The 21965-nt window shown below is 62.2% G+C and carries 22 protein-coding genes; 8 read left to right on the forward strand and 14 right to left on the reverse strand.

Annotated features, from left to right (window positions below; genetic code table 11):
* Positions 1–5: 5 nt before the first annotated feature.
* The 4 genes from murB to EAY64_RS00695 form a co-directional block, all read right to left on the reverse strand.
* Positions 6–1031, reverse strand: coding sequence for a UDP-N-acetylmuramate dehydrogenase (gene murB, locus EAY64_RS00680; protein ID WP_103522863.1), 1026 nt, complete (start codon positions 1029–1031; stop codon positions 6–8).
* Between the two features lie 11 nt (positions 1032–1042).
* Positions 1043–2431 carry an MATE family efflux transporter gene (locus EAY64_RS00685; protein ID WP_103522864.1) on the reverse strand — a complete coding sequence of 463 codons (1389 nt, stop codon included), beginning with the start codon at positions 2429–2431 and terminating at the stop codon, positions 1043–1045.
* A gap of 136 nt (positions 2432–2567) precedes the next feature.
* Positions 2568–2867 carry a hypothetical protein gene (locus EAY64_RS00690; RefSeq protein ID WP_103522865.1) on the reverse strand — a complete coding sequence of 100 codons (300 nt, stop codon included), beginning with the start codon at positions 2865–2867 and terminating at the stop codon, positions 2568–2570.
* A gap of 344 nt (positions 2868–3211) precedes the next feature.
* On the reverse strand, positions 3212–3949 hold the full coding sequence (locus EAY64_RS00695) for a 3'-5' exonuclease family protein (RefSeq protein WP_103522866.1): 738 nt from the start codon (positions 3947–3949) through the stop codon (positions 3212–3214).
* 186 nt (positions 3950–4135) lie between these two features.
* Between EAY64_RS00695 and pcnB the strand changes: the two genes are divergently transcribed.
* The 7 genes from pcnB to EAY64_RS00730 all read left to right on the forward strand — a co-directional run bounded on the left by pcnB (position 4136) and on the right by EAY64_RS00730 (position 9342).
* Positions 4136–5500, forward strand: coding sequence for a polynucleotide adenylyltransferase PcnB (gene pcnB, locus EAY64_RS00700; RefSeq protein ID WP_103522867.1), 1365 nt, complete (start codon positions 4136–4138; stop codon positions 5498–5500).
* On the forward strand, positions 5497–6003 hold the full coding sequence (gene folK, locus EAY64_RS00705) for a 2-amino-4-hydroxy-6-hydroxymethyldihydropteridine diphosphokinase (protein ID WP_103522868.1): 507 nt from the start codon (positions 5497–5499) through the stop codon (positions 6001–6003). The genes pcnB and folK overlap by 4 nt, the downstream gene beginning before the upstream one ends.
* Positions 6000–6641, forward strand: a complete 642-nt coding sequence (locus tag EAY64_RS00710; protein ID WP_103522869.1) for a deoxynucleoside kinase — start codon at positions 6000–6002, stop codon at positions 6639–6641. The genes folK and EAY64_RS00710 overlap by 4 nt, the downstream gene beginning before the upstream one ends.
* Positions 6642–6689: 48 nt before the next feature.
* A complete protein-coding gene (gene panB / locus EAY64_RS00715) occupies positions 6690–7481 on the forward strand; it encodes a 3-methyl-2-oxobutanoate hydroxymethyltransferase (RefSeq protein WP_103522870.1) in 792 nt (263 codons plus the stop codon).
* A gap of 17 nt (positions 7482–7498) precedes the next feature.
* A complete protein-coding gene (gene panC / locus EAY64_RS00720; RefSeq protein WP_103522871.1) occupies positions 7499–8332 on the forward strand; it encodes a pantoate--beta-alanine ligase in 834 nt (277 codons plus the stop codon).
* Between the two features lie 24 nt (positions 8333–8356).
* Positions 8357–8737 carry an aspartate 1-decarboxylase gene (gene panD, locus EAY64_RS00725; protein ID WP_059286561.1) on the forward strand — a complete coding sequence of 127 codons (381 nt, stop codon included), beginning with the start codon at positions 8357–8359 and terminating at the stop codon, positions 8735–8737.
* Between the two features lie 197 nt (positions 8738–8934).
* Positions 8935–9342: a GFA family protein gene (locus EAY64_RS00730; protein WP_226034298.1), complete on the forward strand. Its 408-nt coding sequence runs from the start codon at positions 8935–8937 to the stop codon at positions 9340–9342.
* A 20-nt stretch (positions 9343–9362) separates the two neighbouring features.
* Here the strand turns inward: EAY64_RS00730 and rraA are convergent, their stop codons facing one another.
* The 9 genes from rraA to EAY64_RS00775 all read right to left on the reverse strand — a co-directional run bounded on the left by rraA (position 9363) and on the right by EAY64_RS00775 (position 18809).
* Positions 9363–9842, reverse strand: a complete 480-nt coding sequence (rraA, locus tag EAY64_RS00735) for a ribonuclease E activity regulator RraA (protein WP_103522872.1) — start codon at positions 9840–9842, stop codon at positions 9363–9365.
* A gap of 79 nt (positions 9843–9921) precedes the next feature.
* Positions 9922–11400 (reverse strand): DegQ family serine endoprotease, encoded by a 1479-nt coding sequence (locus tag EAY64_RS00740; RefSeq protein ID WP_103522873.1) that lies wholly within the window; start codon positions 11398–11400, stop codon positions 9922–9924.
* A 102-nt stretch (positions 11401–11502) separates the two neighbouring features.
* On the reverse strand, positions 11503–12135 hold the full coding sequence (gene nth / locus EAY64_RS00745) for an endonuclease III (RefSeq protein WP_103522874.1): 633 nt from the start codon (positions 12133–12135) through the stop codon (positions 11503–11505).
* 119 nt (positions 12136–12254) lie between these two features.
* Complete coding sequence (locus EAY64_RS00750) at positions 12255–13031, reverse strand: RnfABCDGE type electron transport complex subunit D (RefSeq protein WP_158604586.1); 777 nt, start codon at positions 13029–13031, stop codon at positions 12255–12257.
* A complete protein-coding gene (rsxC, locus tag EAY64_RS00755; RefSeq protein WP_103522876.1) occupies positions 13031–14863 on the reverse strand; it encodes an electron transport complex subunit RsxC in 1833 nt (610 codons plus the stop codon). Before rsxC ends, EAY64_RS00750 begins: the two co-directional genes overlap by 1 nt.
* Complete coding sequence (gene rsxB, locus EAY64_RS00760; protein ID WP_103522877.1) at positions 14860–15441, reverse strand: electron transport complex subunit RsxB; 582 nt, start codon at positions 15439–15441, stop codon at positions 14860–14862. The genes rsxC and rsxB overlap by 4 nt, the downstream gene beginning before the upstream one ends.
* The gene (locus EAY64_RS00765) at positions 15438–15992 is read right to left on the reverse strand and encodes a hypothetical protein (RefSeq protein ID WP_103522878.1); all 555 of its coding nucleotides are present in this window, start codon (positions 15990–15992) and stop codon (positions 15438–15440) included. Before EAY64_RS00765 ends, rsxB begins: the two co-directional genes overlap by 4 nt.
* 99 nt (positions 15993–16091) lie before the next feature.
* Positions 16092–17936 (reverse strand): DUF294 nucleotidyltransferase-like domain-containing protein, encoded by a 1845-nt coding sequence (locus EAY64_RS00770; RefSeq protein ID WP_158604587.1) that lies wholly within the window; start codon positions 17934–17936, stop codon positions 16092–16094.
* Between the two features lie 129 nt (positions 17937–18065).
* Entirely contained in the window at positions 18066–18809 is a 744-nt protein-coding gene (locus EAY64_RS00775; protein ID WP_158604588.1) for a substrate-binding periplasmic protein, read from the reverse strand.
* Between the two features lie 133 nt (positions 18810–18942).
* Between EAY64_RS00775 and EAY64_RS00780 the strand changes: the two genes are divergently transcribed.
* Entirely contained in the window at positions 18943–19860 is a 918-nt protein-coding gene (locus tag EAY64_RS00780) for a bestrophin family protein (protein WP_103522881.1), read from the forward strand.
* A gap of 119 nt (positions 19861–19979) precedes the next feature.
* Here the strand turns inward: EAY64_RS00780 and acs are convergent, their stop codons facing one another.
* On the reverse strand, positions 19980–21944 hold the full coding sequence (gene acs, locus EAY64_RS00785; protein WP_103522882.1) for an acetate--CoA ligase: 1965 nt from the start codon (positions 21942–21944) through the stop codon (positions 19980–19982).
* Positions 21945–21965: the final 21 nt, after the last annotated feature.

Here is a 21965-nt window from a genome sequence, read left to right on the forward strand (position 1 = left end):
GGGTTTTACCAGACCAGTGGTTCGGCTTCCAGTTCCACGCCATAGCGCTGCCGTACCGTCTCCTGCACATGGCGCGCCAGTGCCCACATCTGGCTGCCGCTGGCCAGGCCATGGTTGACCAGTACCAGGGCCTGGCGCGCATGCACACCGGCATCGCCCTGGCGATAGCCTTTCAGGCCCGCTTGTTCAATCAGCCAGCCGGCCGCCAGTTTCACCCGGCCCGGGCCGGCCGGGTAGTGCGGCAGGGCAGGGAAGCGCTGCAACAGGGCATCGGCCTGACTCTGCTCAATAACCGGGTTCTTGAAGAAGCTGCCGGCATTGCCCAGCACGGCCGGGTCGGGCAGTTTGCTGGCGCGAATGGCCATCACCACATCGCTGACATCCAGCGGTGTGGGCTGCTGGATGCCGCGTTTTTCCAGCTCTTGCTGGATGTCGCCATAGCCGGTTTTCAATTGCGGCTGGCGCGACAGCCGGAAGCGCACTGCTGTCACCAGCAGCCGCCCGGCGGCCTCCTGCTTGAAAACGCTGTCACGATAGGCAAAGTGGCAGTCGGCATTCTCCAGTAGCAGCGGCTTGCCATTGGCTTGCAGATCGGCACACACCACCTGGGCAATGCGGTCCTTCACTTCCACGCCGTAGGCACCGATGTTCTGCACCGGGCAGGCCCCCACGGTGCCGGGAATCAGGCTGAGGTTTTCCAGCCCGTACCAGCCCTGTTGCAGGCTGTAGCGCACGAAGTCATGCCAGTTCTCGCCTGCTGCGGCTTCCACCAGCACGCTGTCGGCGCTTTCTTCCAGCAGGCGGATGCCACCTAGTGCCACCTTGATCACCAGGCCGGGGTAATCGCGCGTCAGCAGCAGATTGCTGCCACCACCCAGCCACAACACCGGGCCGGCCTGATAGGCGCTGCTGGCCAGCAGTGCCGGCAGCTGCGCGGTGTCATCCAGCTGGCAGAAGTGGGCCGCCTCTACCTCCATGCCAAAGGTATTGTGCGGTTTGAGCGAGATATGCGACTGAATGGCGAATGTCATCTTCAGCTTTCTTATGGGGTTTGACGGTGCAGGCGGCGGCGACTCTCGCGCGCCAGATAGCTGACCAAGAGCAGGGCGGCAATGCTCAGGCTGAATACCAGTGCCAGCCAGAAGCCATAGATGCCCATGGGGGCGACCAGCCAGTCGGTTAGCCCCAGGGTGATGCCCAGACCCAGGCCGATGCCCCAGAAGGCGGTGATGTGAATGATCATCGGCACCGTGGTCAGTTTGTAGCCGCGCAGTGCGCCAGAGGCGATGGTCTGGGCGGCATCGGTGAGCTGGAATACCGCAGCAAACAGCAGCAGGGCCGAGCCCATGGCGATCACCTGCGGGTCAGGCGAGTAAACCGCCATGATGTCCTGGCGCAGCCACAGCACCAGCAACATGGTGCACAGGGCAGTGGCCAGCCCCACCAGCAAGCCCACGCCAGCGACGAAACGGGCGCCGTGATAATCGCCGGCTCCGGCACGCTGGCCCACGCGCACGGTAAGGGCGGTGGAAATGCTTTGCGGCAACATGTAAATGATGCTGGAGAAGTTAAGCACCGACTGGTGGCTGGCCACCACCGTCATGCCCAGCTTGGCAATCAGCAGGGCGATAAAGGAAAACAGGCTCACTTCCACAAAGAAGGACAGGCCAATGGGCAAGCCCAGCTTGAGAAAGGCGCCATAGCGCTTCCAGTCCGGCCAGCTCATCTGGCGGGTCAGGCCATAGGGGCGGAAATGACGATGCCAGCAGATATAGGCAAACAGGGTGAGACAGTTAAACCAGAACACGATGCCGGTGGCCCAGCCGCAACCGGCTCCCCCCAGGCGTGGCAGGCCGAACAGGCCGTGGATCAGGGCGTAATTGAGCGGAATGTTCAGCGCCAGCGCAATCAGGCTCACCACCATGATGACGCGTGGCCGGTTCAGGCTGGAAGCATAAGCGTGCAGGGCGCGGTGCATCATGGCCGCCGGCATGCCGATGGCGGTGCCGGTGATGAACAGCATGACTTTGTCTTCGACATCGGTGGGTAATTGCAGCCACAGCCGCAAGGGGTGTTCGGCCAGCAGCATGGCAGCGGCACCCAGCAGGCCGACGAACAGGCCGAACCAGATGCCTTGCCGGCCGGTTTCGCCAAGTTGCTCGGTCTGACCTGCGCCCAGTTGATGGGACAGTACCGGATTGAGTGCAGTCACCACGCCCATCAGCGTGACATAGACGGTGATGAAAATGCTGGCACCCAGCGATACAGCCGCCAGATCATCGGTGCTGACCCGGCCGGCCATCACGGTATCGACAAAGCCGGTGGCGACCTGGGCGACCTGGGCGATCATCATCGGCAGGGCGAGGCGGCTGATCTGGCGGGCTTCGCTGCTGATTGCACCGGGTGGGGCGCTTTTCAGTTGCTGCAACATGGCGGTGCGTCAATTCGGCGGGGTGGGCAAGCGCTCCATTATAAGGAGCGCCCGGCTAGCCTGTCTTGCCCAATGGCGACGCAGCGTGACAGCACCGGTGCGCAATGCGGCGCAGCGGCTGTTGCAGGGGGGCGGCTCAGAAGCGTACTGGCGTCTCGCGGCGCAGATCACAGCTGATGATCAGCTCCTTGCCAAAACGGCTGTTGATGGTCAGTGCATCCATCAGGCCCACGTCATGAATGGTCAGCAGCCGGTTGTCCAGCTGGCTGTCATAGCCTAGCTGGCTGGCGAAGTCGATCAGGGCTTGCAGCGGCAGGGTGGTGTCGGCACACAGGGGGGTGGCAGTCAGGCTGCCTTGTAGGGGGCGTTTTCTTCCCACGGCATCGTATACGGCAAAGGAAAAGTCGCTACAGCTATCTTGCAGGCAATCGTACATGGTGAAACTCCATCGGGTATGAGTGAGCGCTGTTGCGTGCCCGACTCTCCGTCAGGCGACGCTTTAGCAGGATTTTTGGGCGCCCTGCAAGTTGTCGATTAACTCGGCGCCTGTGTCCCGGCCACGGCCGGAGACGGTAAAACCAAAACAGCTTAAAACAAGCAACATGCCCGATGTCGCATAGCGAGCGCACTATAAGGTGAACAAGCGGAAAAAGAAAAACCCGCCGGCCAGAAGAGCGCAGCGGGTTATCCGACTCACGCTTTAGCTGGCATTTATAGTGCGCCCAGCAAGCTGTATCAAATCGGCGCATGAGAAAAGATTATTCCTGACCAGATGGCCTGTCAACCCCTGTTGTGTGCAGGCCACTGTTGCAGAAAGTCCTGCCAGTGCCCGCCAGCCTGTGTCAGCAGTTGTGCCAGTTTTTGTTCGTGCTGGCTGCGGGTGAGGGCGGAAATCTGCCCCTGCAGCGCGGCCAGGCGCAGCCACATCAGGTAATGGCAGGCCGCACGCTGCGCGCTGTGCTCCAGTAGCTTGGGCAACTGTCCGGCGCTGGCTGCGGCCCAGGACTGCGGCGCATCGTAATCGGCGAGGCGCGGCAGGCCGCACAGGCCGGCCATTTCCTGCTGCGGTACGCAGCCGGGCTGTGCGCCCTGGCACAGCAGGCGGCTCAGTTCCAGCGTCTGGCCGAACAGGCCGGTGGGGCCGCCGGGGAAGGCCACATTGTGCAACATGGCGCGGTGACGCAAGACCGGCAGCAGCAACTGGGAACCCTGCCAGCTGACAATTTGCGGCATGTGTTCATTCAGCAGTGCCGCCAGTGCCTGCAGCATGGCTGCTTCGTCCTGGCCGGCGGCCGACTGGTGCAGTGCCACTTCCTGCCGGCTATGCAGTACGGCATTGACCGCGACCACGCGATGCAGGTGATAGGGCATGAATTCATCAGCGCGGCTGGCCCGGCTGCGCTGCAGAGCAAAATAGACGACATCGGCATCGCTGATTTGCGTGTCCAGCTGATACAGGGTACGGATGCCGGCGACATCGGGCAGGGTCTGGATATCCAGGGCGAGTAAAGGAATCACGTGGTGTCTTCACACAAAATTGGCGGCAATGGTGTGCGATTCTAGGCCGGCAGCACACGGTGGGCAATCACGTCATCACGATTAAATGGGCCATGGCGGTGTATCTTGTCAGAAGATTCAGGCTATAATCTGCCGCTTGAATTCCTTTCTTGCGAATCCCTTCATTCCACGTCCTTATTCCTCTAAATGATCCGCAAGCTTATCCGTAAAGTATTGGAGCTGCCGTCAGGCATGGGCAAACGCCGTAGCAAACCACGCGTGATTCCGCTGTCCCAGCATGGCGTACGCCGCGATCAGCTCAGCAATGCTGCGCTCAAGGTGACTTCCCGACTGCAGGAAGCCGGTTTCTCTGCCTTTGTGGTAGGGGGAGCCGTGCGCGACCTGTTGCTGGATGTTTCTCCCAAAGATTTTGACGTCGCCACCAATGCCACGCCGGAGCAGGTGCATCATCTGTTCCGCCGCTCGCGCATCATTGGCCGTCGCTTCCGCATCGTGCATGTGATGGTGGGGCCGGAAACCATCGAGGTCACCACCTTCCGTGGCGGTGGCATCGATGATCAGAATGAGTCGGGCCGCATCATGGCCGACAATACTTTCGGCAGCCAGGAAGAGGACGCACATCGCCGTGACTTTACCGTCAATGCCTTGTTCTTCGATCCTTCCGACGAGTCCATCATCGACTATCACCACGGGGTCAAGGACCTGAAGGCGAAGAAGCTGGTGATGATAGGCCAGCCGGCACGCCGCTATCAGGAAGATCCGGTGCGCATGCTGCGCGCGGTACGCCTGGCGGCCAAGCTGGGTTTCGAAATCGACGACGACACCCGCAAGCCGATTCGCGCCCATGCCCATCTGCTGCGCAAGGAGCCGCCGGCACGGCTGTTTGATGAAATGCTCAAGCTGCTGATGTCCGGCCATGCCTATGCCTGCCTGAAGAAATTGCGGGACGAAGGCTTGTCGCGTGGTGTCTTCCCGCTGCTGGATGCGGTGATGGGCGAGGACGGTGACGACTTGTTCCTGCAACTGGGGCTGCAAAGCACTGATGCGCGCATTCGTGCCGACAAGCCGGTATCGGTGGGTTTCCTGCTGGCCACCTTGCTGTGGCAGCAGGTGAAGCAGCACTGGGAACAGCATATCGCTGCCGGCGAGAAGCCCTTGCCGGCCTTGCAACTGGCCATTTCCGATGTGGAAAACGAGCAGGACAACGATTTTGCCATCCCGCGCCGTTTCAGCGTGACCATGCGTGAAATCTGGACGCTGCAGGCGCGTTTCGACAGCCGCAGTGGTGCCCGTCCTTACCGTTTCCTCGAACAGCCGCGTTTCCGTGCTGCTTTCGACTTCATGGCCTTGCGCGCCGAAGCCGGCGAGCTGCCGCTGAGCCTGGTGGAGTGGTGGGAAGCCTTCCAGCGTGGCGATCAGGCCGAGCGTGAAGCGCTGATCAATGATGCCAAGAATAGCGGTGAGGAAGAACCGGCGAAAAAACGCCGTCGCCGTCGCCCATCCGGCCGTCGCCGTACCGATCAGGCCGGCGGAGGGGGAGAGGCCGCGTGAGCCTAGCCTACGTCGCTCTGGGCAGCAACCTGGAGCAACCGGCTGACCAGATCAGGGCCGCGCTCGCGGCCCTTGCTGCTCTTGACGGCAGCCAGCTGCTCAGCCACTCCTCGCTCTACCTCACCACGCCGGTGGGTTATCTCGACCAGCCCGACTTCATCAATGCCGTTGCCCTGCTGGACACCGCGCTCACGCCTTATCAGCTGCTGGATGCGCTGATGCAGATCGAGGCCGGTTTCGGCCGTGAACGCAGCTTCCGCAACGCACCGCGGGTGCTGGATCTGGACGTTTTGTTGTATCAGGACACCGTGCTGGACGATCCGCAGCTGCTATTGCCGCATCCGCGCATGCACCAGCGGGCCTTTGTCATGGTACCGTTGGCGGAAATTGCCCCCGGCCAGCAGGTGGGGGAACACGGCCTGGCCGCCGATATCGCTGCTGCACTGGATTGTGCCGGCGTGGTGCGGCTGGAGTCGTCAGCTCAGCCAAGGAGACAAGCATGAGTCAGAGTCATTTGCGCTATGTGGTGGTGGAAGGGCCGATCGGCTCCGGCAAATCGGCGCTGGCGCGCCGTCTGGCCAACTACTGGGGTGTACAGCTGCTGGCGGAAGACCCGGCATCCAATCCCTTCCTGCCGCGTTTTTACCGCAATGTGGCCTCGCACGGTCTGGCCACCCAGCTGACTTTTCTCATGCAGCGTGCCGACATGACGCGTGGCATGTTGCTGGGCGATAGCCTGGCCAGCCCGGTGGTGTCGGATTTCCTGTTCGAGAAAGATGCCCTGTTTGCCCGGGTGAATCTGGACGAGCAAGAGCTGGCCCTGTATCAGCGCCTGGCGCAGCAATTGCTGCCGCAATACCCGGTGCCAGACCTGGTGATTTACCTGCAGGCTTCCGAGCAGGTCTTGCTCGATCGCAGTGCGGCGCGCGCCAGCGAACTGGAACAGGATTTTCCGGAAGGCTATCTGAAGCGCGTGCATGCCGCTTACAGCGAGTTCTTCCACCAATACGAAGCAGCCCCCTTGCTCATCGTCAATACCGACCACCTCGAGCTGGTTGATGGTAACGAGGATTTCGAGCTATTGTTGCGCTGCATCAGCGAGATGCGCGGACAGCGCAGCTATTTCAACAAGAGCGTCTGAATACAAGTGACGCCTTGCATTTCCCGACCACACCGAGGAAGTACAGGTATGAAAATTACCGTCAACACCCTGCAGAAGATGGCCGCCGAAGGCCAGAAGATCGTCATGCTCACCAGCTATGACGCAAGCTTTTCCACCCTCCTCGATCAGGCGGGTGTGGAGATTCTGCTGGTGGGTGATTCACTGGGCATGGTGATCCAGAACCGCGATTCCACACTGCCGGTCACCATGGAAGAAATGGTTTACCACACCCGCTGTGTCGCCGCCGGCGCTGGCGATGCCATGGTGCTGAGCGACCTGCCCTTCGGCAGCTATCAGGAAAGCCCGCAGCAGGCTTTCGCCAATGCCGCCCGCCTGATGCAGGCCGGTGCGCACATGGTGAAGCTGGAAGGTGGCCGTTTCATGGCGGAAACCACCCGTTTTCTGGTGGAGCGCGGCATTCCGGTCTGTTCGCACATCGGCCTCACCCCGCAGTTCGTCAACACCTTTGGCGGCTACCGGGTGCAGGGCAAGAGCGAGAGCGACGCCGAACGCCTGCTGGATGACGCCCGCCAACTGGCCGAAGCCGGTGCCAGCCTGGTGTTGATGGAATGTGTGCCGGCCGATCTGGCTCGCCGCGTGACCGAAACGGTTGCCGTACCCACCATCGGCATTGGTGCCGGTGCCGAAGTGAGCGGCCAGGTACTGGTATTGCACGATATCCTCGGCGTCTATCCGGGCAAGAAAGCCCGCTTCGTCAAGAATTTCATGAATGAGGCAGGCAGCATCCAGGGTGCGGTCGAAGCCTATGTCAAGGCAGTCAAGGCCGGCAGCTTCCCCGCTGCCGAGCACACCTTCTAAGCCAAAAGGGTAAGGAAATGGAAATCATCCGTAGCGTGGCAGCCATGCGTGCATGGCGTCGCCAGGCCGGCAAGCTGGCTTTTGTCCCCACCATGGGCAATCTGCACGAGGGCCATCTGGCTCTGGTCGAGGCGGCGCACCAGCACGCCGACAAGGTGGTGGTCAGCATTTTTGTCAATCGCCTGCAATTTGGTCAGGGCGAAGATTTCGACGCTTATCCGCGCACCTTTGAATCCGACTGTGCCAAGCTTGAGGCGGCCGGGGTGGATGCGCTGTTCTTCCCCACCGAGCAGGAGCTGTACCCGCGGGTGAAGCAGGATTTCAATGTCGAGCCGCCACATATCCAGGACGAGCTGTGCGGCGCCTTCCGCCCCGGTCATTTCCGTGGCGTGGCTACGGTGGTCAGCAAGCTCTTCAATATCGTGCAGCCGGATGTGGCCTGTTTCGGCAAGAAGGACTTCCAGCAGCTGCATGTGATCAAGGCCATGGTGGACGACCTGAATATTCCGGTGGCGGTCATTCCGGTGGATACCGGCCGTGCAGAAGATGGTCTGGCCTTGTCCTCGCGCAATGGCTATCTGACGGCAGAAGAACGTGCCGAAGCGCCGCGCCTGTATCGCAACCTGTCCGCCATGCGTGCAGCCCTGCTTGCCGGTGACAGCGATTACGCCACGCTGGAAGCCAAGGCCAGTGCCGATCTGCAGCAGGCTGGCTGGGTAGTGGATTATGTCGAAGTACGTCAGGCCGATACCCTGGAAGTGGCCCATGCCGGCGAAAAGCGCCTGGTGGTGCTGGCTGCTGCCCGCCTGGGCCGTACCCGTCTGATCGATAATGTGGAAGTGTCCCGCTAAGCCGGGCAAGGAAAGACCAGTACCATGCAACGCATCATGCTTAAATCCAAGCTGCACCGTGTCACCACCACGCATGCCGAACTGCATTACATCGGCTCCTGCGCTATCGACGAAAACCTGCTGGAAGCCGCGGATATTCGCGAATACGAAGAAGTGCAGATCTGGAACGTCAACAACGGCGAGCGCTTTGCCACCTATGCCATCAAGGCCGAGCGTGGTTCCGGCGTGATTTCGGTGAATGGCTCGGCCGCGCGCCGCGCCGCGCCGGGCGATCTGCTGATCATCGCCTCTTTTGCCCAGTACGAAGATGCCGAGCTGGCCAATCACCAGCCCAAGCTGGTGTTCGTGGACGAGCGCAACCAGATGACCGCGCTGGACAACAAGACCCCGACCCAGCCCGCCTGAGCGCAGGATAAGCAGGCAAATCTGGCAAAAGCGATGCTGCGGCATCGCTTTTTTCATGGCTTGTTTCAGCCGCATCCACGCGCTAAAAGCCTGGCGCGGACCGGGCTTTGCATCGTTGTTTATAACTGTCTATAGTTTCTAATGAATTGCCGCACCAGTCCGGCCGGCTGGTTCGCCTGTCACGACGGGAGCATGACATGAGCAGCATTCTGCATGGCGGCTGTCTGTGTGGTGCCGTGCATTACCGGGTGCATGGCCAGCCTTTTCATGTGACCCATTGCCATTGCGTCAGTTGCCGCAAGGCTAGTGGTGCGGCGTTTGTCACCTGGTTCACCGTGCGGCTGATCGAACTGGAGTGGCTGGGCGAAAAGCCGCTGTTCTATCACTCGTCTGCTGCCGCCATGCGCGGGTTCTGCCCGCATTGCGGTGCCACGCTCAGCTACCAGCACGAGTCTGATCCGGATGATATCGATCTTACTGCCGCATCACTGGACATACCGGAGGTGCTGGCGCCGGAATTCCATATCTGGTGGCAGGACCACATCAGCTGGGGCGAGCCAGAGCAGCAAGCAGCCTTGCCGGTACATGCGCGCAGCCGTGACTGAGCACGGCTGCATTGCTGTCTTTACAGCAGCGGTGTGGCGGAGACGATCACACCATCTTCATCGGCATACAGCCATTCGCCCGGCACGAAGGTGACGCCAGCAAAGCTCACCGCCAGGTCACGCTGACCTTCGCCACGTTTTACCGATTTGAGCGGGTGAGTATTCAGTGCGCGAATGCCCAGCGGCAGCTGGTTGAGCGCCACCGAATCGCGGATGCAGCCGTAGATCACCACGCCATCCCAGTGATTGGCCACCGCCAGATCGCCGATCTGGTCGCCCAGCAGGGCACAGCGCAGCGAGCCGCCGCCATCCACCACCAGTACCTTGCCGTGGCCATCCTGCGCCAGGGTTTCCCGGACCAGGGTGTTGTCTTCAAACAGTTTGAGGGTGACGATCTGACCATAAAAACGCTGATGATTGCCATAGCGCTGGAACAGCGGCTCCAGCACGCGGACACGGCCTTCGTTGGCGTCGCACAGATCGGTTGTCAGAAAACTCATGCTCTTTCTCCTTGGCAGTTTATGGTTATGCCGGATGGCGGACGCAAAAAAGCCGCCTCGCGGCGGCTTGTTGCATGCATCAATCCAGGCGTAGCGGTACAAACAATGTACTGTCCTGGCGGCGTACCAGCAGGGCGATATTGCCGCGCGCACTGGCCAGTGCCTTTTCAAAGCTCTTCACTGTGGTGATTTCATTCTGGTTCAGGCCCATGATGATATCGCCATGTTGCAGGCCGGAGCGGGCGGCGGCCCCCTGCGCCTTTTGCACCAGCAGGCCGCCGTTCATGCCCAGTTCGCTGCGCTGCTTCGCGGTCAGCTCGGTGACGGTCAGCCCCAGCTTGCCGAACTGGAAGTTCTGCGGGGCGGCTTCATCTTGCTGTTTGGCCTGCGGCGCCGCTTCCGGAGCCAGTTCGCCCAGCGTGGCCTGAATGGTTTTTTCTTCACCCTTGCGCCATACCGACAGCTTGACCTTGGCACCCGGTTGCAGCGAACCCACCATCATCGGCAGATCCTTGGAGCTTTCGATGGCACGGTCATCCAGCTTGAGGATGATGTCCCCGGTCTGCAGGCCGGCCTTGCCGGCCGGGCCTTGCGGATCCACCCGTACCACCAGTGCACCGCTGGGACGCGGCAGGCCGAAGGATTGCGCCAGCTCCTGCGACACTTCCTGGATATTGATGCCCAGCTGGCCACGGCTGACCTTGCCCTTGGCCTTGATCTGCTCGGCCACATTCATGGCCAGGTCGATCGGAATGGCAAAGGAAATGCCCATGAAGCCGCCGGAGCGGCTGTAGATCTGCGAATTGATGCCGACCACTTCACCCTTCAGGTTGAACAGCGGGCCGCCGGAGTTACCCGGATTGATGGCGACATCGGTCTGGATGAAGGGCACGTAGTTTTCATCCGGCAGGCTGCGACCCTTGGCCGAGACAATGCCGGCGGTGACGGTATTTTCAAAACCGAAGGGCGCGCCGATGGCGGCCACCCATTCGCCAACCTTGAGCTGGGACGGGCTGCCAATCTTGACCACCGGCAGGCTGGAAGCATCCACTTTCAGCAGTGCCACGTCGGTACGCTTGTCCAGGCCGACCAGGCGGGCTTTCAGCTCGCGCTTGTCGGTCAGCATGACCTTGATCTGGGTGCCGCCATTCACCACATGGGCGTTGGTCATGATGAAGCCATCATCGCTGATGATGAAACCCGAGCCGAAGGAGATGCTTTCTTCCGGAGTCTGATCCTGCTGATTGGGCTGGTTGGGGATGAAGCGCTTGAAGAAATCGAACAGCGGATCGTCTTCCGGCACCGGGAAGGGCATTTCACTTTGCTGTGGCGCCGCATCGGTGCGATTGGCCTGGATATTCACCACGGCCGGTCCGTCGCGTTCGACCAGTTGGGTGAAGTCAGGCAGCAACATGGCGACGCGACCGTCCGACTGGGCAGGAACAGCAACCGGGGCCGGCTGGTTCTGCTTGTGGAACAGGCTTTCGATCTTGTCGCAACCCGAGAGCAACGACGCAGCCAGAAGGGCGCCGACAATGGTGCGAAGATACGGAGTCACAGAGTTATCCTTTCGGGGAGGCTTTCAGACGGATATAAGGGTGATCCGCTGTTTTTCCAGGAGATCCAGCCTGAATTGTCATCAGGCCCAGACTGTTTTCAATCATACCGGTTTTGCCGGATATTCGCAGAGATCGACAATCACGCAGTGCTGGCAGTCCGGTTTGCGTGCCTTGCAGACATAGCGGCCATGCAGGATCAGCCAGTGGTGGGCATCCACCCTGAATTCCGCCGGCACGTACTTCAGCAGCTTGTCTTCCACCTCGCGCACATCCTTGCCCGGAGCCAGCCGGGTGCGGTTGGATACGCGGAAAATATGGGTATCCACGGCGATGGTGGGGTGGCCAAAGGCGGTGTTGAGCACCACATTGGCCGTTTTGCGGCCAACGCCGGGCAGCGCTTCCAGCGCAGCCCTGTCATCCGGTACCTCGCCACCGTGTTTTTCCAGCAGCAGGCGACAGGTGGCAATGACGTTTTTGGCCTTGGTGCGGAACAGGCCGATGGTCTTGATGTAATCAGACAGCGTCTCTTCGCCCAGCGCCAGCATGGCGGCCGGGGTATTGGCCACGGCATACAGCGGGCGGGTGGCCTTGTTGACGCTGACATCGGTGGCCTGGGCCGACAGCAACACGGCAATCAGCAACTCGAAGGGCGTGCGATATTCCAGCTCGGTAGTCGGCTTGGGAGTGTGCTCGCGCAGGCGGCGGAAAATCTCGTAGCGCTTGGTGGCGTTCATGGCATGTCGGCTTGGGGCTGGTTCGGTACAGGGGGCCGCTGCGGCTAGGCTGTCAGGCGGTGGCGGCGGCCTGCATCATTGTAACGCAGGCCGCCGCTGGCTCGTATGCCCTGCGGTTTCTACGTGCGGCGGCCCGGCGACAGGGTCAGACTGTCCAGCAGGGGGGCGCTGGCGCTGAGCAGCAGCAGGCAGGCGGCCAGCGTCACGCCGGCATCCGGATGGGTGGTCAGCGTCACCACGCTGATGCACAGCATACCAGCAGCCTGGCCATGGATCAGCCGGCCACGGGAGGTGATGGGGGTACTGCTGCCATCGCTCATCACCCAGCCGGCCAGCAGCCACAGCGCACTCTGGCCGAGCAGCCAGCCGCTGCCCACCGGCAGGGCGATCAATACCACCAGCAGCAGTCCCAGTGGGGCGTGCCAGCGCAGGAGGCCGCGCCAGAGCAGCCACAGGCCGCCGGCCAGCAAGGCTAGCGTCAGCGGGAGGTTGGCATGGGGCAGGCTGGCGGGCAGCCAGGGCGCTGCTAGCAGCAGGCCGCCGGCCACCGGGTGAAACAGGCTGCCGCTGCCGCCAAACAGCTGGCGTAGCAGCAGGATGGCTGCACCAGTACATATGCACAGCAGCGGCAGTGGCGTGGCCGGCAGCAGCAAGCTCAGCAGTACGGCCGACAGCAGTGCATCACCCTGGCGCAAGCTTGGCCATATGGCTTGGCGGCGCCAGGCCAGGCCCAGGCTATCGGCAAGCAGGGCCGTGGCCGTGGCTAGTAGCAGCGCCAGCAAGGCCTGTGGCCCCAGTTGCCAGAGCTGGATGGCGATGGCCGGCAATAGCGCCAGCAGTTGCTGACGATTGCGGCTTGCCAGCGTGGGGGCGAGTCTTATCAACGGAGTGCTCATCATTTTTCCTGCTCTCCGGCATCACGTGCGGCTTTCTGGGCTGCGGCGCGGGCCATGGCGGCGGCAATCAGCGCCTTTTTGTCTTCATCCATGGCCGCTGGGCTATTGCTAGCCGCAGCGGCCTTCTGCGCATTGGCCCTTTGCATGGCGGCCTGAATCAGCGCCTGTTGCTGCTGGTTCAGCCCAGCTTGCTCACTGCTGTCGGCTGATGTTTCCGCTGCGGCTGCCTTGGCTGCATCCTGTGCCGCCTTGCGCGCAGCGGCGCGTGCCATGGCGGCGTCGATAGTCGCCTGACGGTTGGCCGCAATGGCGGCATCCCGCTCACTGCTGCTGACGGACGCTGCCGCATCCGGACGCTGTTGTTGTCGTTGTGCCGCACGGGTCATGGCGGCGGCGATGGCGGCCTGTTTGTCTGCAGCACTGGCCGTTGGCGTGGTGCTCTGGCTGGGGGCGGTAGCTGCTTGTTGCGCCAATTTGGCCGCTTGTTGCGCAGCACGTTCGGCCAGCCGCTGGGCTTTCTCCTGCTTGTCGCGTTCCAGGCGGAACTGGCGGAAGCGATGGCGCTGGCGGGCTGCGTCGGTGGCGCTCTGTTGCTGTTCGGCTAGCAGCAGTTGCTGGCTGGTCTGGCGGAAGGTCTCGAGCAAAGGCAGCTGGCTGGGGCAAACGGCGCTGCACAGGCCGCACTGGCTGCAGTCGGCCAGCCGCCAGTGCTGTGCTTGTTCCAGTTGTTGCTCGCTGCAATGCCAGTACAGCTCTTGTGGCTGTAACTGGCTGGGGCAGATGCTGGCGCAATCGCCACAGCGGACGCAGGGCTGGGCAATCAGCTCAGCCTGAGCGGCTAGGGCCAGCAGGCAGTGGCTGTGCTGGTGGATGCCAATGGTGGTATCGGGCAAGGCAAAGCCGCGCAGTCCGCCGCCATGGACAATGGCATGTTGCTGTGAGGGCAGGCCGGCGCAGGCCAGCAGATCGGCCACCGGGCTGCCGAGCAAGGCCAGGATGTTCTGTGGCTGCCCGACGGCACCGCTGACGGTGACGATGCGGCTGATGCAGGGCTCGCCATGCAGGATGGCCCGGCCGGCTGCATAGACGCCGGCTAGCGGCAGGCACAGGCTGTTGCTGCTTTCTTCGGGCCGTGCCAGTGACTGAAGCAGAGGCGCGTCATCGCCTGCCGGGTAGGGGGCTTGTATCACTTCCAGCTGCCAGCATTGGTTTGCTGCCAGGCTGCGCAGGGCATTGATGGCCGCGCCCTGTTCTTGCTGGATGGCCAGTACCAGCCGCACCGGCTGCAGTATGCGCCCCAGCATGGTCATGGCCTCGGCCACGGCAGCAGCCTGTTCGCGCAGCAGCATGCTGTCGGCCTGCAGAAAAGGCTCGTTTTCTACAGCATTGATGATGAGCAGTGCCAGTGGTGGCGCGGCTGCGGCCCAGGCCAGCGGCAGTAGCGGGCCGTGCTGGCCCATGACCCCCATGTCTTGCAGCCGGATGGCCAGCGCCAGTGGTGACAGTGCAGGCCAGTCGGTATCTGCTTGCAGGGGCAGTGCTTCGTCCTGCCCGTCTGGCTGCAACTGCAGGCCATCCAGCAGCGGCGCGTCGGGCAGGGCCTGCGGCAGCGGGCCGATGGCACGGATATGGCCCGAGGTCGGGGCATGCAGGGCCACGCCGAATTCACTGTCGGCCTCGGCCAGCAACTGGTGTTTCAGTACGCGCTGGCCTACTTCGACACAGCAGCGACTGCCTTGCAGCCACAGGTTTAGCTGGGCAGGCAAGGGCAGGGTGGCCAATGGCTGTTGGCTGGCGGCAGTGTACGCCGGCGGTATGGATAGGCGGCTCATGTGCTGCTACCTGGCTTGATGGCCTTGATGGCAATGACCGGGTAGCCCCAGCGCCAGTCGGCTGGCTGGCTGGTGGCCGGGCGCATGCTGATGCAGTCCACCGGACAGGGGGCCAGACACAATTCGCAGCCGGTGCATTCATCGGCCAGCACGGTATGCATTTGTTTGGCCGAACCCAGAATGGCATCCACCGGACAGGCCTGGATGCACAGGGTACAGCCGATACAGGTGGCTTCGTCTATCAGTGCCACCGCCTTGGGCTTTGGCGGCGGGGCATCGGCGGCGAAGGGCAGGTAGTCAGTGTGTAGTAGCGCTGCCAGCTTGCGTATGCCGTCCTCGCCGCCAGGCGGGCAGCGATTGATGCTGTCTTCGCCGCGTGCCAGTGCCTGGGCATAAGGCTGACAGCCGGCGTGGCCGCACTGGCCGCACTGGGTTTGCGGCAGCAAGGCATCGATGCGATCAGCCAGCGGCGGCAGACTGGTGGTGGCAGGGCGCAATTTCTGTGCGCTGCTGCGCAGGATTTTTCCCAGCAGCCAGATGGCCAGCAACAGCAGCAGCAAACGAAGAACGAGGGTCATGACAGGCGGGCTCCAAGGCCGTGCAAGGCCAGCGCGATGATGAGGGCACACAGCAGCAGGGCCGGCCGGCCGCGCAGCCATGCGGGCAGGGCGCAGCGTTGCAGGCGTGCTGGCAGGGTGGCGAACTGGGCCAGCAGCAAGGTGAACAGCGCGGCGCTCAGCAAGCCGGTGAACAGCGATGCCATGGTGCTGCTGACGGATGGCAAGCAAGACAAGGGCAGGCCTGCCACCAGGCTATTCAGCAACAATATGGGCCAGCCCAGCCCAAGCTGGGCGGCTTCGCCTGCGGCAAGGCGCTGCAGTGCGCCGGCCAGCAACAGGGCGCTGGCGGTTTGCAGCACGATGGCGATGAGCGGCAGGGGCAGTCCAAGGCGAGCGCTGTCTGCTAGCGTCAGCAGGCCGCCGCCGAGCAGCAGCATGATGGCAGTGGCCAGCCCCATGGCCATGGCGGCCGGCAGTGCCAGCGTAGCAGCCTGGCTGTCATCGGGGCGGCGGCAATGATTGCACAATGCCAGCCCGGCAAGCAGCGGCAGATAGAGCCCAAAATTCATGGCCGGATAATCCAGAAAGCAAAACCGCAAAATTATCCGGGTTTCCCGGCCGAACCACAACCTTGCTACCAAGAGGGCGGGGCGGCTTTGCCTGCCGGATCAGGGCAGATACTGTGCCAGCCAGGCGTGCAGCTTGCGTGCCTGGCGCAGGGTTTCTTTCAGGATGCGCGCATCCAGCGCGCCCAGCTCGGCCGGGCGGATCAGATTGTCCAGCCGGGCAGCTGCCTCCTGACAGGCCAGTTGGTGGCGCAGGCGCAGCTCTTGCAGGAATTGTGCGCTGTCGGCAAACGACTGGCAGGCGCTGGCGGACAGGCCGGGCAAGCCGGCTGCGGCAGCAAAGCGTTCGCTGGTGCGGCTGGCGGCCGAGCCGGCATGCAAGGCCAGAATGCGGGCGGCGTCGACGAAAAAGTCAACGGCGGCTTTCAGGTCGAGTTGTTCATTCTGGTCAGTCTGCAGGCGTCCGCTCCAGCCCAGTGGCGGCTGATAGCGGCGGGCACTGCGGCTGAGTGCACTCAGCACGGCCGGCTGACTGGCTACCTGGCGCAGTTGTCCGGCCAGTTCCAGCCCCAGTTTGTGCTGACCCCAGGCCGGGCGCAGGTCCAGATAAAGGCCGATATGCCCGGCATCCGGCGCCGCGTTCTGCAACTGCTGGATCACGGTGTCGCTCCAGTCGGCGTAGGACAGGCAGTGACTGGGTTTACCCGCCATCAGCCCGTTGCGGCACAGCGGAATGCCACAGGCGCTCAGTGCCGAGTTGATGCGCTGGGCGATAGCCGGCAGTTGCTGGGCCAGTTGTTGCTGGCGCAAGGCATTGTTGCAGCGGAAAACCAGTGCGCTGTCCTGATCCGAGCTCAGGGTGTTTTCCTGGCGACCGCTGCTGCCCAGTTGCAGCCAGCAGATTTCCACCTCCTCCTGCCCGGCTGCATTCAAGTGCAGCTGGCATAGCCGGGTCAGCAACTGATCATTGAACAGACTGAGCAGGCGGGTGGTGGCATTGGCATCCATACCCTGCTGGAACAGCGCCAGTACCTGGCGCCGGAAGGTCGCCGCCACACCGGACAGGGCTGCGGTGCTGTCGCAGCGGCTCAGGCGTTGCAGCATTTCCTTCATGTCCAGCCGTGACAGGCGGTACAGATCATGCTCGGACACGATGCCCACCAGGGTCATGCCTTCACACACCATCACATGGCGTTCACCACTCTGGACCAGGGCCAGCATGGCTTCGCTGGCCAGGGCACTGGGTGGCAGCAGGCAGCTGGGCTGGCGCATCAGCTGCTGTACCGGGGTATCGTCTCCGTGGCCGGCCAGATGGGCGTCCAGCAGGTCGCGCAGGGTGAACAGGCCGAGCAGGCGCTGTTCGGGACTGGTGATGACCACCGAGCCCACCCCTTCCTGTTGCATCAGTTGCAGCAAGGGGCGCAGCGTGGTTTCCGGGCGGCAGCAGACGGCCGGCCTCTGGATCACCGCAGCAAGCGGGGTGTGCAGGCTCAGCCCCTGCCCACCCAGCGCTGCCGGGTGCAGTTGCCGGGCGCGTGACAGCAGGTTGGCCAGCCGCTGGGTGCAGAATAGCTGGAAGGCGGCCGACTGCTGGCACAGGGCGACAAAGGCAGTCAGTGGCAGCTGCAATACCATGCAGTCGCTATCGGCGCGGTAGTGATTGGTGACCGGGCGCTGCGCCAGCAAGGCACCCAGTGGAAACATTTCACCCTGACCCAGCAAGGCAAAGGCCTGGCCGCTGTAGATGTCTTCGGCCAGCACCTGGCCTTCCAGCACGATGAACAACTGACTGGCGGGGCCAGCTTGCGGACTGGTGAGGCTGGCTCCACGCGGATAGTGCTGGCGGCGCGCCTGTCCGGCCAGCAGCGCAAGCTGCTCAGCGGGCATGGCGGCAAAGGGTTCGTGCTGGAGCAGGGCCTGCCAGTCGGCCGGAAAGGGGGTTGGCATGGTAAGGCTCCGGTGAGGGCTGGGCCGAGATGGCAGCCTTAATATAGTGAGCGGCGTGCCTGCCCGGTATTGGGGAAATCCGCCCATCGACCGGGCTGCAGCAGTAAGCGGCCGCCAGGGCCGGACTGTCTAGCCGTTCTGGCTGAGGATTTTCTGATAGCGGCCATCACGCTTGATGGCCTCCAGTGCTTTGCGGAAGGCATCTACCGTGGCGCGCGGTGTGCCGAGGCTGAAGGCCATGGACATGCCCTGTGGCAATTCGCGGAAGACAAAGGCGGTTTGCAGCAGGCGGGCGGGGTCATCCTGCAGCTGGCGCACGGTGGAAATGGCGGTCAGCTGATTGGCAGCCCACAGGTCAATCCGCCCGGCGCGCAGCATCTGATAGCCCTGGGTGTAGCTGGCAAAGGGCTCCAGTGCGGTAAATCCATGCGCCAACAGGTATTTTTCCTGATAAGAACCACGCAGCACGCCGATGGTGTAGCGGCGGTAGTCGTCCAGCCGGCCATCAGTGGGCAGATGCTGGCGATTGTCGGCCAGCATCAGCAATACCGGCGGCGAGTGAATCACTTCGCCCACCCACTGGAACAGGTTTTCCCGTTCCGGCGTGCGCGCCATGGCGCAGACCAGGGTATTGGGCTGGTTTTGGCCCATGGCATAGACCCGGCTCCAGGGAAACAGGTGAATGGCATCGCTCAGGCCGAGATCCTGGGTGATCTGGCGAATGATTTCCACCACGATGCCGTGTTCCTGGCCACTGGGGCCGCTGGAAAAGGGTGGCAGATTGTCTTCGCAGGCGATGGTGATGGCGGCAGCCTGCGCGGTGCCGACATGCAGCGCCAGGCCCAGCGTCAGTGCCAGCAGGGTGGGGGACATGGATTCCATCAATCCACTGTAGATCATGGCGGGAGTGGTGCAAGTCCGGATGATGCTGCTGTTATTTTGCACTGCAACAAAAACGGCAATGTCTTATCATGCCAAAATCTCAGCCTCTGATTGATATTTGCCCATGATTGTCCGTTCTCCGGTGCCCTGGTTTCGTTTGCTGTTTGTGTGGAATGGCTCGGTTTTGCCGCGCATTCTGTCGCGCTTGCTGCTGGTGTTTCTGATTGCCTTGCTGGCGGCGGCTGCCCGGCATTGGTGGCTGAGCAGCCATGGTGATTCGGCCTTGAGCATTCCCACCTTTACCCTGCTCGGGGTATCGCTGGCGATTTTCCTGGGTTTTCGCAATTCGGTCAGCTACGAGCGTTTCTGGGAGGCGCGCAAGCTGTGGGGGGGCTTGCTGGTAGTGAATCGTTCCATTGCCCGGCAGGTGCTGGCAGCCGCACCGCAGCATCCACAAGTAGCACAGGTGCTGGACCTGATTTGTGCCTTTGCCTATGCCCTGAAGGCGCAATTGCGCGAGGAACCGGAGTGCGACCACATGCAGCGCTTGCTGCCGGCCGACCTGCTTGACGAAGTGGATGGTGCGCGTTTTCGCCCTGCCATCATTCTGCGCCGCTTGGGCCAGCTGATCCTGCAGCTACAGGCCGAGGGCGTCATCAGTGAATGGCAATGGCAGGCGCTGGATCAAAAGCTGAATACCATGTCGGAGGTGTTGGGGGGCTGCGAACGCATCGGCAGCACGCCCATTCCCTACACATACCGGGTCTTGTTGAACCGCACGGTCACCATTTACAGCTTGTTATTGCCGATGGGCTTGGTCAGCAGCATAGGCTGGCTGACGCCGCCGATAGCCGTGTTCATTGCCTATACCTATCTGGCACTGGAAGTGATTGGCGAAGAGCTGGAAGAGCCATTTGGCCGCGAGGGTAATGATCTGCCGCTGGCTGCGCTGTGCCACACCATCGAGCTGGCAGTGCGCGAGATGCAAGGGCGGCCGATGCCGGTTACTGCGCCGCAGCCTCAGGGTATCTATCTGTACTGAGCCGGGTATGTCGGCGGTGACCGCCGCGAGATTTGTCCTGCGGCTGCTCGCTGCGCAGACAAAAAAATGCCCGGTGAAATCACCGGGCGCAAGGTCAGTGTGCTCCTGAAACAGTCTGTTTACAGCGGATTCTGCAGTTGGCTCAGAATCTGCGGGTTTTCCAGCGTGGAAACGTCCTGGGTGATTTCCTCGCCCTTGGCAATCGAGCGCAGCAGGCGGCGCATGATCTTGCCGGAGCGGGTTTTGGGCAGGTTTTCGCCAAAGCGGATGTCATCCGGCTGGGCGATCTTGCCGATTTCATGGGCCACCCAGTTTTTCAGCTCGGCCGCAATCTTCTTGGCGTCATCCCCCTCCGGACGGGCACCCTTCAGAACCACGAAGGCCACCACGGCTTCACCCTTCACCTCGTGCGGCTTGCCGACCACGGCGGCTTCGGCCACCAGCGGATTGGCTACCAGCGCCGATTCGATTTCCATGGTGCCCAGACGGTGGCCGGATACGTTCAGCACATCGTCGATACGGCCCATAATCCAGAAGTAGCCGTTTTCGTCACGGTTGGCCGAGTCGCCCGCCAGGTAGTACTGGCCGTTGAATTCGTCCGGGAAGTAGGTTTTCTTGAAGCGGTCCGGGTCGTTCCAGATAGTGCGTACCAGGGACGGGAAGGGCTTCTTGATCACCAGGAAACCACCACGGCCAGGTTCTACCTGGGCACCGGATTCGTCCACGATGTCAGCAATGATGCCCGGCAGCGGCAGGGTGCAAGAACCCGGCTTGGTCGGTACCGCACCCGGAATCGGCGCGATCATGGCCGAGCCGGTTTCAGTCTGCCACCAGGTATCCACGATGGGGCAGCGGCCACCACCCACCACTTCGTAGTACCACATCCAGGCTTCCGGGTTGATCGGCTCGCCCACCGTGCCCAGGAGGCGCAGGCTGGACAGGTCGTATTGTTTGGGCAGGTCGTTGCCCAGCTTGATCAGCGAACGGATGGCGGTCGGTGCGGTATAGAAGATGCTGACCTTGTGCTGCTCGATCATGCGCCAGAAACGGCCGGCATCCGGGTAGGTGGGTACACCTTCGAATACCACCTGGGTGGCACCGATACCCAGCGGGCCGTAGCAGATATAGGAGTGACCGGTGATCCAGCCCACGTCGGCGGTGCACCAGTACACATCATTCGGTTTGTAGTCGAAGGCCCAGCGGAAGCTGTTGATGGCGCCCAAGAGATAGCCGGCGCTGCTGTGCTGGATGCCTTTCGGTTTGCCGGTGGAGCCGGAGGTGTACAGAATGAACAGCGGATCGTCCGCCAGCATCCATTCCGGTTCGCAGGCTTCGGCCTGGCCTTCTACCAGCTTGTGCCACCAGATATCGCGGCCTTCGGTCCACTGTGCGCCACCATTGGTGCGCTGGTAAACCACTACGTTTTGTACCGATTCGCAGCCTTCCAGTGCCAGGGCTTCGTCAACGGTGGCCTTCAGCGGCACGGTCTTGCCACCACGCAGGCCTTCATTGGCGGTAATCACCAGCTTGGCGCCAGCATCCTGAACGCGGTCACGCACGGCACCGGCGGAGAAGCCGCCGAACACGACCGAGTGGATGGCACCGATACGGGCGCAAGCCTGCATGGCAACGATGGCTTCAATCACCATCGGCATATAGATGACCACACGGTCGCCCTTGGCAATGCCCAGGCTCTTCAGGCCATTGGCAAACTGGCAGACGCGACGGTGCAGTTCGGAATAGGTGACACGGGTCACTTCGCCATCATCTGCTTCAAAGATCAGGGCGATCTTGTTGGCGTTCAGCGGCAGGTGGCGGTCGAGGCAGTTATAGGAAACGTTCAGCACGCCATCGTCAAACCACTTGAAGAAGGGGGCATTGCTGTCATCCAGAACCCGGGAAAACGGCTTTTTCCAGGTAATCAGCTCGCGGGCCAGATCACCCCAGAAGGACAGGTAGCTGTCGTCGGCCTGTTCGCACAGTGCGTTGTAGGCCTCCATGCCCGACACGGTCGCCTTGTGGCGGAAGTCGTCGGACGGCGGAAAACTACGGGTTTCCTTCAGAATGGATTCGAGAGTGGACATTACCTTCTCCTTGTAAGTCTT

The sequence above is a fragment of the Aquitalea palustris genome, from assembly GCF_003693445.1.
Taxonomy (GTDB): domain Bacteria; phylum Pseudomonadota; class Gammaproteobacteria; order Burkholderiales; family Chromobacteriaceae; genus Aquitalea; species Aquitalea palustris.

What these genes read in the sequence shown, in the direction of transcription:
- EAY64_RS00775 (WP_158604588.1), bottom strand. Translation starts at nt 18,809, where the DNA reads ATGTCCCCCACCCTGCTGGCACTGACGCTGGGCCTGGCGCTGCATGTC.
- EAY64_RS00765 (WP_103522878.1), bottom strand. Translation starts at nt 15,992, where the DNA reads ATGAATTTTGGGCTCTATCTGCCGCTGCTTGCCGGGCTGGCATTGTGC.
- EAY64_RS00750 (WP_158604586.1), bottom strand. Translation starts at nt 13,031, where the DNA reads ATGAGCACTCCGTTGATAAGACTCGCCCCCACGCTGGCAAGCCGCAAT.
- pcnB (WP_103522867.1), top strand. Translation starts at nt 4,136, where the DNA reads ATGATCCGCAAGCTTATCCGTAAAGTATTGGAGCTGCCGTCAGGCATG.
- EAY64_RS00730 (WP_226034298.1), top strand. Translation starts at nt 8,935, where the DNA reads ATGAGCAGCATTCTGCATGGCGGCTGTCTGTGTGGTGCCGTGCATTAC.
- rraA (WP_103522872.1), bottom strand. Translation starts at nt 9,842, where the DNA reads ATGAGTTTTCTGACAACCGATCTGTGCGACGCCAACGAAGGCCGTGTC.
- EAY64_RS00685 (WP_103522864.1), bottom strand. Translation starts at nt 2,431, where the DNA reads ATGTTGCAGCAACTGAAAAGCGCCCCACCCGGTGCAATCAGCAGCGAA.
- acs (WP_103522882.1), bottom strand. Translation starts at nt 21,944, where the DNA reads ATGTCCACTCTCGAATCCATTCTGAAGGAAACCCGTAGTTTTCCGCCG.
- rsxB (WP_103522877.1), bottom strand. Translation starts at nt 15,441, where the DNA reads ATGACCCTCGTTCTTCGTTTGCTGCTGCTGTTGCTGGCCATCTGGCTG.
- EAY64_RS00780 (WP_103522881.1), top strand. Translation starts at nt 18,943, where the DNA reads ATGATTGTCCGTTCTCCGGTGCCCTGGTTTCGTTTGCTGTTTGTGTGG.
- EAY64_RS00710 (WP_103522869.1), top strand. Translation starts at nt 6,000, where the DNA reads ATGAGTCAGAGTCATTTGCGCTATGTGGTGGTGGAAGGGCCGATCGGC.
- panB (WP_103522870.1), top strand. Translation starts at nt 6,690, where the DNA reads ATGAAAATTACCGTCAACACCCTGCAGAAGATGGCCGCCGAAGGCCAG.
- EAY64_RS00770 (WP_158604587.1), bottom strand. Translation starts at nt 17,936, where the DNA reads ATGCCAACCCCCTTTCCGGCCGACTGGCAGGCCCTGCTCCAGCACGAA.
- rsxC (WP_103522876.1), bottom strand. Translation starts at nt 14,863, where the DNA reads ATGAGCCGCCTATCCATACCGCCGGCGTACACTGCCGCCAGCCAACAG.
- panC (WP_103522871.1), top strand. Translation starts at nt 7,499, where the DNA reads ATGGAAATCATCCGTAGCGTGGCAGCCATGCGTGCATGGCGTCGCCAG.
- EAY64_RS00690 (WP_103522865.1), bottom strand. Translation starts at nt 2,867, where the DNA reads ATGTACGATTGCCTGCAAGATAGCTGTAGCGACTTTTCCTTTGCCGTA.
- nth (WP_103522874.1), bottom strand. Translation starts at nt 12,135, where the DNA reads ATGAACGCCACCAAGCGCTACGAGATTTTCCGCCGCCTGCGCGAGCAC.
- murB (WP_103522863.1), bottom strand. Translation starts at nt 1,031, where the DNA reads ATGACATTCGCCATTCAGTCGCATATCTCGCTCAAACCGCACAATACC.
- panD (WP_059286561.1), top strand. Translation starts at nt 8,357, where the DNA reads ATGCAACGCATCATGCTTAAATCCAAGCTGCACCGTGTCACCACCACG.